18 protein-coding genes are annotated in these 15,967 nt (G+C 71.5%); 9 read left to right on the top strand and 9 right to left on the bottom strand.

Features of this window, described 5'->3' with window-relative positions; genetic code table 11:
- Positions 1–7 precede the first annotated feature (7 nt).
- Entirely contained in the window at positions 8–388 is a 381-nt protein-coding gene (locus MWM08_RS02635; RefSeq protein WP_244457924.1) for a Rap1a/Tai family immunity protein, read from the bottom strand.
- A gap of 242 nt (positions 389–630) precedes the next feature.
- Here MWM08_RS02635 and MWM08_RS02630 point away from each other — a divergent pair, with 242 nt between their 5' ends.
- On the top strand, positions 631–1,785 hold the full coding sequence (locus MWM08_RS02630) for a DegT/DnrJ/EryC1/StrS family aminotransferase (RefSeq protein WP_244457923.1): 1,155 nt from the start codon (positions 631–633) through the stop codon (positions 1,783–1,785).
- A gap of 72 nt (positions 1,786–1,857) precedes the next feature.
- Entirely contained in the window at positions 1,858–2,571 is a 714-nt protein-coding gene (locus MWM08_RS02625; protein ID WP_244457922.1) for a DUF1194 domain-containing protein, read from the top strand.
- On the opposite strand, the gene MWM08_RS02620 is transcribed toward MWM08_RS02625, so the two are convergent.
- The 8 genes from MWM08_RS02620 to aptA all read right to left on the bottom strand — a co-directional run bounded on the left by MWM08_RS02620 (position 2,558) and on the right by aptA (position 10,259).
- Entirely contained in the window at positions 2,558–2,968 is a 411-nt protein-coding gene (locus MWM08_RS02620) for a hypothetical protein (RefSeq protein WP_244457921.1), read from the bottom strand. The genes MWM08_RS02625 and MWM08_RS02620 overlap by 14 nt on opposite strands.
- Entirely contained in the window at positions 2,965–3,387 is a 423-nt protein-coding gene (locus MWM08_RS02615; protein ID WP_244457920.1) for a DUF3775 domain-containing protein, read from the bottom strand. Before MWM08_RS02615 ends, MWM08_RS02620 begins: the two co-directional genes overlap by 4 nt.
- A 66-nt stretch (positions 3,388–3,453) precedes the next feature.
- Positions 3,454–4,281, bottom strand: coding sequence for an aldo/keto reductase (locus MWM08_RS02610; RefSeq protein ID WP_244457919.1), 828 nt, complete (start codon positions 4,279–4,281; stop codon positions 3,454–3,456).
- Positions 4,278–5,288: a WD40 repeat domain-containing protein gene (locus tag MWM08_RS02605; RefSeq protein WP_244457918.1), complete on the bottom strand. Its 1,011-nt coding sequence runs from the start codon at positions 5,286–5,288 to the stop codon at positions 4,278–4,280. Before MWM08_RS02605 ends, MWM08_RS02610 begins: the two co-directional genes overlap by 4 nt.
- Before the next feature lie 69 nt (positions 5,289–5,357).
- Positions 5,358–7,100, bottom strand: a complete 1,743-nt coding sequence (locus tag MWM08_RS02600; protein ID WP_244457917.1) for an ATP-binding protein — start codon at positions 7,098–7,100, stop codon at positions 5,358–5,360.
- A gap of 13 nt (positions 7,101–7,113) precedes the next feature.
- Positions 7,114–8,184: a CobW family GTP-binding protein gene (locus MWM08_RS02595; RefSeq protein WP_423816008.1), complete on the bottom strand. Its 1,071-nt coding sequence runs from the start codon at positions 8,182–8,184 to the stop codon at positions 7,114–7,116.
- Positions 8,145–8,915 (bottom strand): response regulator, encoded by a 771-nt coding sequence (locus tag MWM08_RS02590; protein ID WP_244457915.1) that lies wholly within the window; start codon positions 8,913–8,915, stop codon positions 8,145–8,147. The genes MWM08_RS02595 and MWM08_RS02590 overlap by 40 nt, the downstream gene beginning before the upstream one ends.
- Before the next feature lie 9 nt (positions 8,916–8,924).
- The gene (gene aptA, locus MWM08_RS02585; protein WP_244457914.1) at positions 8,925–10,259 is read right to left on the bottom strand and encodes an omega-aminotransferase AptA; all 1,335 of its coding nucleotides are present in this window, start codon (positions 10,257–10,259) and stop codon (positions 8,925–8,927) included.
- A 143-nt stretch (positions 10,260–10,402) separates the two neighbouring features.
- Between aptA and MWM08_RS02580 the strand changes: the two genes are divergently transcribed.
- From MWM08_RS02580 to MWM08_RS02550, 7 genes are read left to right on the top strand one after another with little or no spacing between them, the layout of a single operon-like run.
- Complete coding sequence (locus MWM08_RS02580) at positions 10,403–11,056, top strand: glutathione S-transferase family protein (protein ID WP_244457913.1); 654 nt, start codon at positions 10,403–10,405, stop codon at positions 11,054–11,056.
- Complete coding sequence (locus MWM08_RS02575; protein ID WP_244457912.1) at positions 11,053–11,937, top strand: VOC family protein; 885 nt, start codon at positions 11,053–11,055, stop codon at positions 11,935–11,937. The genes MWM08_RS02580 and MWM08_RS02575 overlap by 4 nt, the downstream gene beginning before the upstream one ends.
- Complete coding sequence (gene tsaA, locus MWM08_RS02570; protein WP_244457911.1) at positions 11,934–12,395, top strand: tRNA (N6-threonylcarbamoyladenosine(37)-N6)-methyltransferase TrmO; 462 nt, start codon at positions 11,934–11,936, stop codon at positions 12,393–12,395. The genes MWM08_RS02575 and tsaA overlap by 4 nt, the downstream gene beginning before the upstream one ends.
- Positions 12,392–13,144: an FkbM family methyltransferase gene (locus MWM08_RS02565; protein WP_244457910.1), complete on the top strand. Its 753-nt coding sequence runs from the start codon at positions 12,392–12,394 to the stop codon at positions 13,142–13,144. Before tsaA ends, MWM08_RS02565 begins: the two co-directional genes overlap by 4 nt.
- Positions 13,141–13,755, top strand: a complete 615-nt coding sequence (locus MWM08_RS02560; protein ID WP_244457909.1) for a DUF938 domain-containing protein — start codon at positions 13,141–13,143, stop codon at positions 13,753–13,755. The genes MWM08_RS02565 and MWM08_RS02560 overlap by 4 nt, the downstream gene beginning before the upstream one ends.
- Positions 13,752–14,717 (top strand): hydroxymethylglutaryl-CoA lyase, encoded by a 966-nt coding sequence (locus MWM08_RS02555; protein WP_244457908.1) that lies wholly within the window; start codon positions 13,752–13,754, stop codon positions 14,715–14,717. The genes MWM08_RS02560 and MWM08_RS02555 overlap by 4 nt, the downstream gene beginning before the upstream one ends.
- A complete protein-coding gene (locus MWM08_RS02550) occupies positions 14,714–15,910 on the top strand; it encodes a CaiB/BaiF CoA transferase family protein (RefSeq protein ID WP_244457907.1) in 1,197 nt (398 codons plus the stop codon). Before MWM08_RS02555 ends, MWM08_RS02550 begins: the two co-directional genes overlap by 4 nt.
- The last annotated feature ends 57 nt before the right edge of the window (positions 15,911–15,967 follow it).

The following is a 15,967-nucleotide window of genomic DNA, read 5'->3' as shown; positions in this document are numbered from 1 at the left end:
CTCGGGTTCAGCGCGGGCACGGGTAGGTCGCGCGGGCCCAGCGCAGCAGGCCCTGGAGCGCGGGTTCGTCCGCATGTTGCGGGTTGGCGCGCGCCCAGGCGGCATAAGCGACACCGGACTGGGCGATGGTCGGCCCCGGCGTCGGCAGGCAGAAGAAGGGCGGCGCCCCGCGCGGGTGCAGCAGCGCGTGGTACTGACCGAAACTGGTCAGGAAGCCCTGGCAATAGGCGATGGCTTCGAGCCGCGGCACGCCGCCCCAGGCCGGATCGCAGACGGCGCCCAGCGCGCCGGCGGTCTGCGCGTCGCCGATCGGCGCCACGTTCTGCGCGGCGGCAGGCTGCCAGGCCAGGGCGGCGCAGGTGAACAGGGCAGCGGCGATGCGGGTCATGTCCGGCGTCTCCTCGCGGCGGGCCGATCGTGCCCGTGCGGGGTCAACGCGGCCGGAGCGCGAAAGTTCCCTGCGCCCCGCCCGTTGCACGCCGACAAGAAGGGTGATTTCGCGCGACGCGACCGGGGGGATTAGACCGTGCGGCAGATGCGCCACCGTCGTCCGCCCGATTCCAGCCCGCAGCAATCTGCCCTATGGGACGCACCGCGCGTGCCCGCGACACCACGAAGGCTCAGCCCCGCATGACCGACCGACCCATCGCCCTGTTCGACGTGAAGGCGCAGCAGGCGCTGATCCGCCCCGAGCTCGACCGCCGGATCGCCGCCGTGCTGGACAGCGGCCGCTTCATCAACGGCCCCGAGGTGGCGGAACTGGAAGCGACGCTCGCGCGCTTCGCGGGGGTGGCGCATGCGGTCGGCGTGTCCTCCGGCACCGATGCGCTGCAGATCGCGATGATGGCGGAAGGGGTCGGCCCCGGCGACGCGGTCTTCTTGCCGGCCTTCACCTATACCGCCACCGCCGAGGTGCCCCTGGTGCTGGGCGCCACGCCGGTCTTCGTGGATGTCGAGGCCGAGACCTTCAACATCGACATCGCCGACCTCGCACGCCGCATCGCGCTGGTGAAGCGCGAGGGCCGGCTGCGCCCGCGCGCGGTGGTGGGCGTGGACCTGTTCGGCCTGCCGGCCGACTGGCGCGCGATCGAGGCGATCTGCGCGGCCGAGCAGATGTTCGCGCTGGACGACGCCGCACAGGCCTTCGGCGCATCGCTGCACGGCCAGCGCCTGGGCCGCTGGGGCCATGCCGCGGCGCTGTCCTTCTATCCGACCAAGACGCTGGGTGCTTATGGCGATGCTGGCGCGCTGCTGACCGACGATGCCGACCGCGCCGAGCAGTACCGGATGCTGCGCACCCATGGAGAAGGCAAGACGCGCTACGAGGTCGAGCGCACCGGCATGAATGGCCGGCTCGACACGCTCCAGGCCACCATCCTCTGCGCCAAGATGACGCTGCTGGAGGATGAACTGGCGCAGCGCCGGCGCCTCGGCGCGGCCTATGACGATGCGCTCGCCGGCAGTGTCGGCATCCAGGTGGCGCGCGAGGGCGCCGAGAACGCCTATGGCCTCTATACCATCCGCCTGCCGGATGCGGCGGCGCGCGCGCGGGTGCAGGCGGCGCTGGGCGCGGCGCAGGTCGGCAGCGGCATCTATTATCCGAAGCCGCTGCACCACCAGCCGGCCTATGCCGCGGCCCATGCCGGGTCGATCGGCGGCAACGGCCCGCCGCCACTGCCAGTGAGCGAGGCGCTCAGCCAGCAGGTGCTGTCCCTGCCGATGCATCCCTACATGACCGAGGATGATGCGCGCCGCGCGGCGGGCGTGGTTCTCACCAACCTGTAATCGCTGCACGGAACAGTTGAATTCCGGCGCGGCAGCGCGCCAGCATGAGGCCCCGCAGCAACGGAGCCCTCGATGCGTCGCAGGACCCTTCTGGCCGCCGCCGGAGTCGCGGCAGGCCTGCGTTCCGCCCGGGCGGAGGATGCGGTCGACGTCTCGCTCGTGCTGGCGGTGGACGTCTCGCGGTCGATCGACGAGGACGAAGCCCGGCTGCAGCGCGAGGGCTATCGCGTCGCGGTGTCTGACCCCGTGGTGGTGGCCGCGGTCCGCGGCGGCATGATCGGCGCGGTCGGCATCGCCTATGTCGAATGGGCCGGCATCGAATACCAGCGCACCGTCATCCCCTGGCGGCGCATCGCGGCCCAGGCCGATGCCGATGCCTGGGCGGAGGAACTGGCCGCGGCGCCGCGCGCCTCGCTGTCCTGGACGTCCATTTCCGGCGCCATCCGCCATTCCCGCCAGGTCATGGCGGAGTGCCCCTGGGAAGCGACGCGCAAAGTGATCGACGTCTCGGGCGACGGGGTGAACAATTCCGGCCCGCCGGCCGACCAGCAGCGCGACGCCGCGCTGGCCGAAGGCATCACCATCAACGGCCTGCCCATCATCAACGACCGGCCCACCTTCGGCCGCCTGCCCCCGGTGCCGCTCGATGACTACTACCGCGAGAACGTGATCGGCGGGCCCGGCCACTTCATGATCGTGGCGGAGGACTTCGAAAGCTTCGGCATGGCGGTGAAGCGCAAGCTGATCCGCGAGATCGCCGGGCTGCCCGGGCCTATTCGCGCCTGACGGCGCCGTCCTGTACCAGCCGCAGGCAGCCCTGCACCACCGGCGCGCAGGCGGCATTCTGCGACAGCGGCAAGTCCGACGCCGCGGCATAGCCCACGCGCGTGACGCGCTGGTCGACCAGCTGGAAGGTGACGCGGCAGGTCGACCCGGCCGAGACACTGAGCGACCCGCCGATCACCGGCACCGGCGCGGAGACGCCCGAAGCGGGCGGCGACCGGTCATACGTCCAGAAATCCCCGCCCGCCGATTGCGCGGTCAGGTTCGGTACGCCGGCGCACAGGCGCAAATCGTCGGCGCGCAGGCCGACCAGTTGCTCGCGACCGTCCTCCGCACGCTGCGAATCGCGCGCGGAACAGCCCAGCAGCGCCAAGAGGACAAGGACGGGGGCTGCCCTCACGACCCGTCCGCATCCTCGAGCGACAGGCCAAGTTCCGCGAGACCTTCCTCGAGCATGTCGCCCAGCATGTCGATGCCGAGCAGGTATTCGGCCGGGTCGCGGATGTTGCGTTCCTTCGCCAGCGTGCGCGCTTCCTCGAAATCTGGCCCGGCATAGTCGCCACGGCCGACCCAGGCGAGGGCGATCAGCGAGGCCTGCTCGTCCTCGTTCAACTCGGCGATGAACGCGCGCAGCGCGTCCTCGTCCATGTTCTCGTCATCCTCGGCCTCGAGGCCCTCCTCGTCCTCCTCGTCGCGCGCGACGGCGCCGCTTTCCTCGCCTTCCTGCACGGCGCGGGCGGCATCGACGATCGCGGCCACGGATTCGAGGCTGATGCCGAGGTCGAATTCCTCGTCGTCGTCGCGTTCGGCCATGGTCATCGCTCCAGCATCTGAACGGGCGCAATCAAGCATGGGCGGCCGGGGGCCTGCCACCCCCGGCCCCGGTCAGGCGGCCCAGTCCGGCGCGAAGTCCGGATTCACCAGGCGGCGATCCTTGGGCAAGGCTGCTATGGCGGCGAGGTCGGCGGCATCGAGCCGCAGCGCGGCGGCGGCCAGGTTGTCGCGCTGGCCCTCGGGCCGGCCCGATTTCGGGATCGCGACCAGATTCTCCTGCGCCAGCAGCCAGGCCAGCGCGACCTGCACGGGTGTGGCGCCATGCTTCGCGGCGATGCCCTGCAGCACCGGGTCGTCGTTGACCCGCGCCTTCGCGATCGGCGAATAGGCGGTCAGTGCCAGGCCATGCTGCCGGCACAGCGCCGCCAGCTGTTCCTGCCACAGGTAGACATGGCATTCGACCTGAAGGGCCGCGATCGGGGCGATGCCCAGATCGAGCGCGCGCTTGAGCAGCCCCGGCGGGAAATTCGAGACCCCCACGGCGCGCGCCAGCCCATCCGCCTGCAGCATGGCCAGCGCGCCGAGCGACGCCGCAAGGTCCATGCCCTTGGACGGCCAATGGATCAGCACCAGGTCGGCATAGGGCGTGCCCAGCCGCTTCAGCGACGCCTCGGCCGAGGCGCGCAGCGCGTCCGGCGCGAGCTCCGTCCACCAGACCTTGGTGGTCAGGAAGATTTCGCTGCGCGGCAGGCCGCAGGCGGCGATGCCCGCGCCCACCGCGTCCTCGTTGCCGTACATCGCCGCCGTGTCGATGTGGCGGTAGCTGAGCCCGATAGCGGATTCGACCGCGCGCTGCGCCTCGGCCCCGCGCAGCGCCCAGGTACCCAGGCCAATGCGCGGGATGCGCAGGCGGGGGGTGGTCAGGATCGGTGCGGTCATCGTTTCGTCAAATCCACCACGCCGGCGAAGCCGGCTTCCGTTCCGAAGGCGAGCAGCCCGCCCACATCGTCCCAGGCCAGCGCCGAGACCGCCGAACCGCGCGGCGCCGCCACCGGCACCACGCGGCCCGAGGCGACATCGGCGATCAGCACCAGCCCGTCGCCGAAACCGGCCGCCACCACCTCCTGCGTGGGATGGCACGCGACCACGGTGCAGAGCACGCCATCGCCGCCGGCGAGTTCGGTCGGCGCCTTGCCCATCGGTCCGCCGCCGAAGAAGGGCCACAGCACCACGCAATCCGCCCCCGCCGTGGCCAACCAGCGCCCCTTCGCAGTGAAGCCGAAGGACTTGGTCTTGGACGGGTAGCCCGCCATGCGCATGTGCTGTCCGTCCGCGAGCCGCCAGCCATGCAGCGTGTTCTCCTGCATGGACGTCACCACATGCGTCCCGTCCGGGCTGACCAGCACGCCGGTGTGGCTGCCCTTCCATTCAAGCAGCCGCGGCTTGTCCTCCTTCGCCGCGACGAACCACAGCGACGCTCCGTTGTAGTGCGAGGCCGCGACGCGCTTGCCCTTGGCGTCGAAGGCGATGCCGGTGACGGTGGACGGGTGCGCGAGCGACTTCAACGCCGCGCCCTTGCCATCGAGCAGGTGAACCGCCTTGCCCACCGCGGCGGCGCGCAGGCCCGATTCGTGCGCGGCCACGTGATCAACCCACTTGCTGCCATAGCTCGCGATCTGCGTCGCGGTACCGTCCGGCGCGGTGCGCATCAGCCGGCCGTCGTCGCCGCCGGTGATGACGCCGTCCTTCGCATCGGGCGCGATCGACAGGCAGGCACCGTCATGTGCGGCGACGCTGCGCCAGCCATCGTCCAGGCGCACCGTGCCGTCGCCCAGCGCGAAGGCGGCGCGCCCGTCGCGGCCGAAGGCGGCGCCCACCACCCAGGCGCCGAGATCCTGCGCACGGCCGCGGGAGTCGAGCAGGAAATCGGCCGTGGTGCTGCTCATGCCATGCTCCTCGTCATGCGCCCTGTATGGCGCGATGGGGCCGCGAGGGCCATGGGCGCGCGTGCCACATCACGCCTCCCCGCCAGGCACCGCGACGGCGTCGCGATACGCGGCCTGCGCATCGGTCAGCCCGGCATGCACGTCGTCCGCCGCCAGGGTCAGGCATTCGCGCGAGAACAACGTGCGGAGCTGTGCCTCGTTCCATTCGCGCGGATGGCCGCGCTTGGCCAGCGCATGCACCAGCGCGCGCCCCACGCGCATCACGGTGAAGCGTTCCGCGACCATCAGCGCCGCCGGGGCGACCGGTTCGCCGTCCTGCGCACCTGCCAGCATCCGCGCCAGCGTCGTCACCGCCGGGTAGGCCAGGTTCACATGCAGCTGATGGCTTTCCGGGTAGTAGCAGGCGGCACGGTGCGTCAGCCCGCCATCGGCGATCTCGGCCGGCTCGCGCAGCAGGAAGATCTCGGGCGCCGTCTCGAACAGCAGCTGGGGCGGCGCGGCAGGGTCGTCCTCGGTCTTCGCCGGGGGCGGTGCGGCGTCGGGCGCGGCCGCAGCGGTCTCGGCGGCCGGCTTCGGCGCGGCGGGGTCCGCCGCGGACGCGACGATGCGCGCGCGGCGCTGGCGGGTCACGCCAAGCTGGCGCAGCAGCTCCTCCATGGCGAAACGCGCATCGACCACCAGGCTGGCGGAGGGCGAGTTCCGGTCCAGGATGTCCTTTAGCCAGGACGGCAGGTGCTCGGCGGCCAGGGCGGCGAAGTCAAGCAGCCGGAGCTGGCGCTGCAGGTCCGCGCGATAGCGCAGGAACTCGCGATAGCCCTCGAGCTGCACCGGATGGTTCGCCGGCAGCTCGATGACCACCGAGACGTGCCGCGCACCGGTCGGGATGCCGAAGCTCGGCGCCTCGCGCCGCCAGAAAGCCCCGCGCAGCAGGTTGTAGATCTCGCCGCGGAAGACGATGGCGGCCATCCCCTCGGTGGACCGGGCCGCGCCCTGCCGCCCCGGATTCTGTCCCGCGCCCTCGGTCGCGTGCGGATCGTAGGCATAGTGGATCGCGATGCCGCCGGGCACCGCGACGCGTTCGTGGTGCTCCAGGGCCGCGAGGCGCCGTTCGGTGCCGCGCAGGGTCCGTGCGGCGGCCTGGCCCGGGCGAGCGCCCGGCAGCAGCGTCACCTGGATGCCGGCCGGAAAGCGGAAGAACCGGCTGGCAATGGTGTCAGCCAGCCAATTCGGCGCACTGCGGGGCTGCCCGCCATAGGGGTCGGCGACCGTGTCCTGGTCGGGGCGGTTGCCGAGCAGCACCACCTCGGTCCAGTCCTGGCCGGTCTCGCGGCCCTCGGCGCGAGCTGCGGCGGTCGCCTCGATGATCTCGGTCGGCGTGCCGCGCGGCCCAGGCTGGTGGACCCGGCCATAGACCCCGTCGCGCTTGCCGAGGATCACCTCGTGCACCGACCCGTCGCGGCAGGACCGGTAGCGCAGCCCGTGCCGGTTCGACGGCAGGGCGGCCACCTTGGCGCCCATGCCGAAATTCGCGTCGAGCCCCGTCTCCTTGTTGATCGACGCGGCGATGTCGCACATCCGGTACAGTTCGTCCGGCGTCAGGCCGCGGCCGGTGTTCCAGATCGCGAGCTTGCGCGCGCCGTCGACGCTGACCGCCGAGAACTCCACCCGACGGTCGCCCTGCGGCGCCGTGGCCGCGGCCTCGAGCGCGTTCTGCAGCAGCTCCCGGATCATCATGGATTTCGGGCAGCGTTCGATCGTCGCGGCGACGAGGAAGGCCTCGTCGCCGACGCGCAGGCGGGTGATCGCGGTCATGCCGGAGAGCGCCTCAGCCAGCCGGGACGTTCCAGCGGGCGATCTCGGCCTCGATCTTCGCCTGGTCCTCGCCGGCCTGGCAGGCCTCGAAGCCGCGGCGCAGCCATGGGCGGTTCAGGTCGCGCCCGATGAAGACGATCTTCGACCGGCGCGGGTCGGACTCCTTCGCCTCGCCGATGAAGTCGCCATCGGCGATCATGTGCACCGCCTGGAAGGCGAAGCGCCGGCTGTCGCCGTCGTAGTGCAGGATGCCCTTGGTGCGCAGCAGGTCCTGGCCCTTGGCGGCCAGCACCTGGGTGATCCAGGCGTTGAAGCGTTCCGCGTCGATCGGGCGGTCCACTTCGAACGAGACGCTGTTCACCGCGCTGTCGTGCTCGTGGTCGTCCTCGCCCGACAGGAATTCGGGTTCGCGTTCCAGGATGCGCGCCAGGTTGAAGGCGTCGCGCCCGATCACCGCGTCGATCGGCACGTCGGACTTCGTGGCGCGGCGGATCTCGGCATAGGGGTTGATGGCGCGGATGCGGCGTTCGACCTCCTCAGCTTCCGCCGTGCTGACCAGGTCCATCTTGTTCAGCACGACGATGTCGGCGAAGGCGATCTGCTCCTGCGCCTCGGAGCTGTCGGCCAGGCGCGCGGGCAGGTGCTTCGCGTCCACCACCGTCACGATCGCATCCAGCTTCGTGGCGCGCTTCACGTCCTCGTCGACGAAGAAGGTCTGCGCCACCGGGGCGGGATCGGCCAGGCCCGTGGTCTCGACGATGATGCCGTCGAAGCGGTCGCGCCGGCGCATCAGGCCCGACAGGATGCGGATCAGGTCGCCGCGCACGGTGCAGCAGATGCACCCGTTGTTCATCTCGAAGACTTCCTCGTCGGCATCGACCACCAGGTCGTTGTCGACGCCGAGCTCGCCGAACTCGTTGATCACAACAGCAAACTTGCGGCCGTGGTTCTCGGTGAGGATGCGGTTCAGCAGCGTGGTCTTGCCGGCACCGAGATAGCCGGTCAGGACGGTCACGGGCACGGGGGCGCGCGCGGATGTCTCGCTCACGGGGATTCTCCAGGGGGTGTGTCGCTTGCCCCCCATATGGGGTCTTCGCGGGCCGCGGTCATCCTGTCGGTGCGCAGGGCCACGCGCGCGGCGACCACGGCGGACATCAGCGGATAGACCAGGCGCCTGCCCTGCTCCGGCGCCTCGGCCAGGCGGCGCGCGGCCGCTTCTGCGGCGATGGCGCCGACATCGGCCATCGCACTCGCGATCGCCTCGCCCGCCGCCACGTATTCCGCGGCGGTCGCGCCGTTCGAATAGATCGGCACCAGCAGGCCCGCGGGCACCGCCATTGCGGCGTCGTCGGCGGCGGCAAGTGCGGCCGGCCCCATGGCCGCGCGCATCGCCGCGCGTCGCGCGGGGTCGAGCTTGGGAGGCGGGGTCCGGTCGTGCGCCGCCTGGCGCAGCGCCTCGGCCAGTTCCGCATCCTCGAAGGGGCGCACGAGCAGCACGTCGAACCCGGCGTCCAGCGCGTCGTCCTCCTCGCCGCGCCGCAGGCCGGTGGTGTAGCCAACCAGCGGCAGGTCGCCCTGCGGGGGCAGCCTGTCGCGCAGCCGGCCGGCAGCCTCGAAGGCGGCGCTTCCGTCGTCGACCAGCGCCATCACCACCGCCTGCACGTCGGTGCGCAGCAGCAGGTCCTCCGCGGACCCCCAGTCGGAAACGGGCAGCACCTCGTGCCCGGCATCCTCCAGCATGACCTGCACGGTCACGCGGGTGCCCGGCATCGGGTCGACCAGCAGGATGCAGAGCGGCGCGGAATCGTCCGTCATTGCCAGGTCTCAGGCCGCCTCGGCCCGGATCGCATCTTCGAGCGTGCCGACCAGGCGGTCCACATGCGGCTTCTCGATGATCAGCGGCGGCGAGAGCGCCACGATATCGCCCGTCACGCGCACCAGCACGCCGGCATCGAAGCAGCGGCGGAACACCGCCATGGCGCGCTGGCCCGGCTTGCCGGCCCGCGGCGCCAGTTCGATGCCGCCGATCAGGCCGATGTCGCGGATGTCGATGACGTTGGGCGCATCCTTCAGGCTGTGCACCGCATCCTGCCAATAGGGTTCGATGGCGCGGGCACGGCCGGGCAGGTCCTCGGTCTTGTGCAATTCGAGCGTCGCGATCGCGGCCGCGGCGGCCAGCGGATGGCCCGAATAGGTATAGCCGTGGAAGAACTCGATCCCCGCCGAGGTGCCCTGCACGATCCCGTCATAGATGCCGTTCTTCACCGCCACCGCACCCATCGGCACCGCGGCGTTGGTCAGGCCCTTGGCCATGGTCATGATGTCGGGCACGACACCCAGGCGCTCGGCGCCGAAATCCGTGCCGAGGCGCCCGAAGCCTGTGATCACCTCGTCGTAGATCAGCAGGATGCCGTGCCGGTCGCAGATCTCGCGCAGGCGCTTGAGGTAGCCCACGGGTGGTACCAGCACGCCGGTGGACCCCGCGACGGGTTCGACCATGACCGCCGCGATGGTCTCGGCGCCGTGAAGCGCGACCAGGTTCTCGAGCACGTCGGCCAGTTCGGCGCCGTGCGGCGGCTCGCCGCGGCTGAAGGCGTTCTTTGCCGGCAGGTGGGTATGCGGCAGGTGGTCCACATAGGGCAGCAGAGCGCCGAACTGCTTGCGGTTCGGCCCGATCCCGCCGACCGACATGCCGCCGAAACCGACGCCGTGATAGCCGCGCTCGCGGCCAATGAGGCGCACCCGCGAGGAGTCGCCGCGTGCCTTGTGGTAGGCGAGCGCGATCTTGAGCGCGGTGTCCGCGCTTTCGCTGCCGGAATTGGTGAAGAACACGCGATCCAGCCCCTCGGGCGTCATGTCCGCCACGCGGGAGGCGGCCTCGAAGGCGATCGGGTGGCCGAGTTGGAAGGTCGGCGCGAAATCCAGGATCGCGGCCTGCTTCTGGATGGCCTCGGTGATCTCGCGCCGGCCATGGCCGGCATTGCAGCACCACAGTCCGGCGGTGCCGTCCAGGATCTCACGACCTTCCGGCGTGAAATAGGACATGCCCTCTGCGCGGGCGAGCATGCGCGAGGTGTCGCCCTTGAAATACTTGTTGTCCGAGAAGGGCATCCAGTAGGCGTCCAGCGAATTGGGACGCGGCACGCTGAGTTCGTTCATGGGGCGGCTCCGATCGGCAGGCGGTGAAACAACACCCTGGCGGGCATATGGGCAAGCGGGCTCACCGCCGGGCGGGGCAGGCGGGCTTCGCCACGGCACGCGCCCATGGCATGGTCCGCCCGCGCCGGGAGGAGGGCGCGGGCATGGCTGACGGTCGCCTGGTCATCGGCAACAAGCGGTATTCGTCCTGGTCGCTGCGGGGCTGGCTGGCGGTGCGCCTGGCCGGGCTGGATGTCGAGGAGGCGGTCATCCCCCTGGCCGGCGGCACGACGCCCGCGATCCAGCAGGCGACGCCGGCGGGGCTGGTGCCCTACCTCGAGCACAAGGGCGCGCGGGTCTGGGAAAGCCTCGCGATCTGCGAATACTGCGCCGAACACGCCCCAGCGCTCTGGCCGGCCGACCGCGCCGCGCGCGCCCATGCGCGCGCCATCGCCGCCGAGATGCATGCCGGCTTCCGCGGCCTGCGCATGGCGATGCCCATGAATATCGGCCGGACCTTCCCCGGCCAGCGCCGCACGCCCGAGGCGCTGGCCGACATCGCGCGCATCGAGGCGATCTGGGCCGAGGCGCTGGGCGCGCATGGCGGCCCCTTCCTGTTCGGCAGTGCCTTCGGCGCGGCGGATGCGATGTATGCGCCGGTGGTGACGCGCTTCATCACCTGGGGGCCGGACCTGTCGGCGACGTCGCGCGGCTATGTCGCGGCGGTGCGGGCGCATCCGCTGGTGGAACGCTGGTACGCGGATGCCGCGGCCGAGCCCGCAGCCTGGCTGCTCGACAAATACGAGAATCCCGCATGAACACCGCCGTCGCCCTCGATCATGTCGGCATCGCCGCGCGCGACCTCGCGCCGATGTGCGCAGCCTATGAACGGCTCGGCTTCGCGCTCAGCCCCGTCGCGCAGCAATCCGGACGGCGCAAGCCCGACCTGCCGGTGGAGAAGTTCGGTTCGGGCAACCGCTGCGCCTTCCTCAGGCACGGCTATATCGAGCTCATTGCGATCCTCGACCCCGCGCTGTTCGACAACACGCTGAACCGCTTCCTCGGACGCTATCCGGGCATGCACATCCTCGCCCTGGCCATGACGGACGAGGACGCGAACCTTGCGCGCATGCGTGCCGCGGGCATCGACATCCCGGGCGTGGCCTGGCTGGAACGCCCGGTGGAGGCCGGCGGGCCGATCGCCAAATTCGCCCGCCTGCCCTTCCCCGACCCGCCGGAAGGGCGCGTGCAGTTGATCCGGCATTTGACGCCCGAACTGGTCTGGCAGGAACGCTGGATGGACCACGCGAACAATGCGGTGGCGCTGGAGGAAGCCATCCTGTGCGCCGCCGAACCGGCGGAGACCGCCGCGCGCCTGTCGCGCGTGTCGGGCCTGCCGGTCGAACCCGACCCCGCCGGCGGCTTCCTGCTGCGCCTGCCGGGTGCAGCGCGCGCCGCCGGCCCCTTCGCCGAGGTGATGGAAACCCGCGTGCGCGTGCTGCCCGAAGCGGCGCTGCCCGAGGTGCTGCCGGGCGTTCGCGCCCCGGTCTCGCCCTACATGGCCGGGATCGTGGTGCGCACCTCGGATGGCGGCGCCGCGGTGCGCCGGGTGCTGGACGGCATCCCGACGGTGACGGCGCCGGGCGGGATCATGGTGCCGCCCGAATTCGCCGCCGGCGCGGCGGTGGTCTTCGCGTGAACGGGGCGCACGACGCCAGCACCTGGCACGCCACCCGCCCCGGCGAGGTCGAGGGCGGCGACGCCTCGCGTGCCGATGCCACGATCGCCTTCATCGGGCTTATCCGCACGCCCTTCGCGACGCGCGCCGAATGCCCGCGCCGGGGCGCACCGGACGGGCCCGAATGCCGCATCGAGATCGAGGGACCTTGGCGCGCCGCGCTACGCGGCATCAGCGCCGGGGATCGGCTGGAAGTGCTGTACTGGATGCACCTCGCGCGGCGCGACCTGCTGGTGCAGGCCCCGAAGGAGCGCGCGCCGTCCGGCACCTTCGCGCTGCGGTCGCCCAACCGGCCGAACCCGATCGCGAGTTCGGTGGTGGATGTGGTGGCGGTGGACGCGGATGGCGTGACGGTACGCGGGCTCGACTGCGTGGATGGCACGCCGCTGGTCGACCTCAAGCCGGCGCGCGCCGCATGACCGGCTACGCCCGTGCGGTCGGTGCCTCGCTGCGCACCTACTATGCTCCGGGGCGCGCCGCGGTGCTCGATGCGTTCTATGCGCGCTTCCTCGGCGCCGGCGACCTCGCCTTCGATGTCGGCACGCATGTCGGCGACCGGAGCGCGTCGTTCCGGAGGCTCGGCGCGCGGGTGGTGGCGCTGGAGCCGCAACCGCGGCTGGCGCGCGCACTGCGCCTACTGTTCCGCGGCGATGCGGGCTTCACGCTGGTGCCGGCGCTGTGCGGCGCGCAGCCGGGTGAGGCCGTGCTGCGGCTCAACACCGCGAACCCGACCGTCGCGACCGCCAGCGAGGCCTTCATCGCCGCCGCCGACGGCGCGGCCGGCTGGGAGGGCCAGCGCTGGGATGCCGAGATCGCGCGACCCGTCACCACGCTCGATGCGCTGGCCCTCCAGCACGGGCTGCCCGCCTTCGTGAAGGTCGACGTGGAAGGATTCGAAACCGCCGTGCTGCGTGGCCTGACGCGGCCGCCGCGCGCGCTGTCCTTCGAATTCACCACCATCCAGCGCGGCGTGGCGGCGGAATGCCTGGTGCTGCTGGATGCGCTCGGCTATCGCGCCTTCAATGCGTGCCTCGGCGAGGGCATGGAGTTCGCGCATGCGGCGCCCATCGGCGCGCAGGCCATGGCCGCCTGGATCGCCGCGCTGCCGCATGAGGCGAACAGCGGCGACGTCTATGCCGCGCTGGCGCCGGAACGCCTGCGGCCATGACGGATGCGCGCCGCGAAGCCCCGGCCGTCGCGCGCAACCGCGACGCCATCCTGGAGGTTCTGCGCGGCATCCTGCCGGCGCGCGGGCTGCTGCTGGAAGTCGCCAGCGGCAGCGGCGAGCACGCGCTGCATTTCGCGCCTGGATTCCCTGACCTCGCGTTCCAGCCCAGCGACCCCGATCCCGACGCGCGCGCCAGCATCGATGCCTGGTGCGCCGGCGTGGCGAATATCCGCCCGGCGCTGGCGATCGATGCCGCCGCAGCGGACTGGCCGCTGGCGCAGGCCGATGCGGTGCTGTGCATCAACATGATCCACATCGCGCCCTGGGTCGCCTGCGAAGGCCTGGTGAGCGGTGCCGCGCGCATCCTGCCGGCCGGTGCGCCCCTGGTCCTGTACGGCCCCTTCAAGCACGGCGGCGCGCATACCGCGTCCTCCAACGCCGAGTTCGACGAGAGCCTGCGCGCGCGCGACCCGGCCTGGGGCGTGCGCGACCTGGAGGCCGTGGTGGCGGCAGCGGCGGACGCCGGCTTCGGCCCGCCCGCCATCACCGCCATGCCCGCCAACAACCTGACCGTGGCCTTCCGCCGCAGCCGAGAAGGATCCCCGCCATGAGCGACCTGCCGCGCAGCGTGCGCATCACCGAGGAAGGCCCGCGCGAGGGCTTCCAGATCGCCACCCAGCCCGTGCCCACCGCCGACAAGATAGCGCTGATCGATGCGCTATCGGCCACCGGCGCGCCGCGCATCCAGGTGGCATCCTTCGTCAGTCCGAAGCGTGTGCCCGGCTGGGCGGATGCCGATGCCGTGGTGGCCGGATTCACGCCGCGGGCGAGGGTGTCCTACACGGCGTTGTGGTTCAACCCACAGGGGCTGGTTCGCGCGCTGGGGTTCAAGGACCGGCTGTCGCTGTACGGCTCCATCACCGTCGCGGCGTCCGAGGCGTTTTCGCTGAAGAACCTCAACCGCGACCGTACCGGGCAGATCGCGGCGCAGCGCGAGACAATCGCCGCGCATCAGTCCGCCGGCGTGGCGGTCACGCGCGCCTCGGTGCAGGCGGCCTTCGGCTGCAACTTCGCCGGCGAGGTCACGCCCGCCGAGGCCATTGCCGCCGTGGCCGATGCGATGGCGCTGGCGGAGGAGACAGGCTGCGCGATCGAGCGCATCTCGCTGGCTGACACCATGGGCTGGGCGAACCCGCTGCTGATCGAACGCGTGGTCGGCGCCGTGCGGGCGCGGTGGCCGGCGCAGAAGGTCTCGCTGCACCTGCATGACACGCGCGGGCTTGGCATCCCGAACGCCTTCGCCGCGCTGCGAATGGGCGTGGATGAATTCGATGCCGCGGTGGGCGGGGCTGGCGGCTGCCCCTTCGCTGGACACCCTGGCGCGCCGGGCAATATCGCGACGGAGGAGCTGGTGCTGCTCTGCGAGGAAATGGGCATCGCCACCGGCATCGATATCGATGCGATGATCGCGGCGGGGCACCTGGCGGAGCGCGTGCTCGGCCGCACCCTGCCCTCGGCGTTGCTGCGCGGCGGATCGCTGACGGCGTTCCGGGCGAAGGCACGCGCGGCATGAGCGCGCCCGAGGGCCACGACCCTGAAGGGTGCGCAGAGCCCGCCCGCGCGCCTCTGCCCCTGGCCGGCATCCGCGTCGTCGAATTCTCCCACATGGTGATGGGCCCGACCTGCGGCCTGGTGCTGGCCGACCTCGGCGCCGAGGTCATCAAGGTCGAACCCCCCGGCAAGGGCGACCGCACGCGCTACCTGGTCTCCTCCGGCACCGGCTTCTTCCCGGCCTTCAGCCGCAACAAGAAATCCGTGCAGCTCGACACCGAAAGCGCGGAGGACATCGAGACGCTGAAGCGCCTGATCGACACCGCCGACGTGGTGCTGGAGAATTTCCGCCCCGGCGGGCTGGAGTCAAAGGGCCTCGGCTACGCAGCGCTGTCGGCGCGCAACCCGCGGCTGATCTACCTGAGTCTCAAGGGCTACCTGCCCGGCCCCTACGAGAACCGCACCGCGCTGGACGAGGTGGTGCAGATGCAGTCGGGCCTCGCCTACATGACCGGCCCGCCCGGCCGCCCGCTGCGCGCCGGTGCGCCGGTGAACGACATGATGGGCGGCATGTTCGGCGCCATCGCCATCATGGGCGCGCTGCGCCAGCGCGATGCGACAGGACGCGGCCAGCACCTGCAAAGCGGGCTGTTCGAGAACGCCGCCTTCCTGGTCTCCACCGCCATGCTGCAGCAGGCGATGACCGGGCAGGACCCCACCCCCATGCCCGCCGGCCGCCGCGCCTGGGGCGTCTATGACGTGTTCGAGACCGGCGACGGCCAGCAGATTTTTGTCGGTGTGGTGACCGACCGGCAGTGGGAGATCTTTCGCCGGGAGTTGGCCGAACCGGTGCTGGACGACCCCGCCTATGCCACCAACACCGAGCGTGCCAGGGCGCGCGACACGCTGATCCCGCTGGTGCAATCCCTGCTGAAGAAGCACGACGTGGCGGCGCTGGAGGCGATGTGCGAACGCGCCGGCCTGCCCTTCTCGCGCATCGCGCGGCCGTGGGACCTGCTGGACGACCCGCACCTGAAGGCGAGCGGCGGGCTGCTGCCCATCACCCTCCCCGATGGCCGGCCCGGCGCCGTCCCGGCATTGCCGCTGACCTTCGCCGGCGAACGCCTCGGCGTGCGGCTCGGCCTGCCCAAGGTGGGCGAGCATGACGAGGAGATCCTGGGGCCGCTGCGCGGCGCGCAGGCCGCCACGGAATAGCCCCGGCGCGGCGCGGGATTCGCGAGGCTGCGCCCCAGGCGCAGGTCTTGCTAGGCT

Source organism: Roseomonas fluvialis, from assembly GCF_022846615.1.
GTDB lineage: Bacteria > Pseudomonadota > Alphaproteobacteria > Acetobacterales > Acetobacteraceae > Neoroseomonas > Neoroseomonas fluvialis.
Note: the sequence above shows the minus strand (reverse complement) of the source record. Positions and strands in the feature narration are given on the sequence as shown.

Coding starts and splice junctions, on each gene's coding strand:
- MWM08_RS02565 (WP_244457910.1), top strand. CDS start 12,392: ATGACCGGCTACGCCCGTGCGGTCGGTGCCTCGCTGCGCACCTACTAT.
- aptA (WP_244457914.1), bottom strand. CDS start 10,259: ATGAACGAACTCAGCGTGCCGCGTCCCAATTCGCTGGACGCCTACTGG.
- MWM08_RS02575 (WP_244457912.1), top strand. CDS start 11,053: ATGAACACCGCCGTCGCCCTCGATCATGTCGGCATCGCCGCGCGCGAC.
- MWM08_RS02610 (WP_244457919.1), bottom strand. CDS start 4,281: ATGACCGCACCGATCCTGACCACCCCCCGCCTGCGCATCCCGCGCATT.
- MWM08_RS02635 (WP_244457924.1), bottom strand. CDS start 388: ATGACCCGCATCGCCGCTGCCCTGTTCACCTGCGCCGCCCTGGCCTGG.
- MWM08_RS02615 (WP_244457920.1), bottom strand. CDS start 3,387: ATGACCATGGCCGAACGCGACGACGACGAGGAATTCGACCTCGGCATC.
- MWM08_RS02580 (WP_244457913.1), top strand. CDS start 10,403: ATGGCTGACGGTCGCCTGGTCATCGGCAACAAGCGGTATTCGTCCTGG.
- MWM08_RS02600 (WP_244457917.1), bottom strand. CDS start 7,100: ATGACCGCGATCACCCGCCTGCGCGTCGGCGACGAGGCCTTCCTCGTC.
- MWM08_RS02625 (WP_244457922.1), top strand. CDS start 1,858: ATGCGTCGCAGGACCCTTCTGGCCGCCGCCGGAGTCGCGGCAGGCCTG.
- MWM08_RS02550 (WP_244457907.1), top strand. CDS start 14,714: ATGAGCGCGCCCGAGGGCCACGACCCTGAAGGGTGCGCAGAGCCCGCC.
- MWM08_RS02595 (WP_423816008.1), bottom strand. CDS start 8,184: ATGGGGGGCAAGCGACACACCCCCTGGAGAATCCCCGTGAGCGAGACA.
- MWM08_RS02605 (WP_244457918.1), bottom strand. CDS start 5,288: ATGAGCAGCACCACGGCCGATTTCCTGCTCGACTCCCGCGGCCGTGCG.
- MWM08_RS02555 (WP_244457908.1), top strand. CDS start 13,752: ATGAGCGACCTGCCGCGCAGCGTGCGCATCACCGAGGAAGGCCCGCGC.
- MWM08_RS02560 (WP_244457909.1), top strand. CDS start 13,141: ATGACGGATGCGCGCCGCGAAGCCCCGGCCGTCGCGCGCAACCGCGAC.
- MWM08_RS02630 (WP_244457923.1), top strand. CDS start 631: ATGACCGACCGACCCATCGCCCTGTTCGACGTGAAGGCGCAGCAGGCG.
- MWM08_RS02590 (WP_244457915.1), bottom strand. CDS start 8,915: ATGACGGACGATTCCGCGCCGCTCTGCATCCTGCTGGTCGACCCGATG.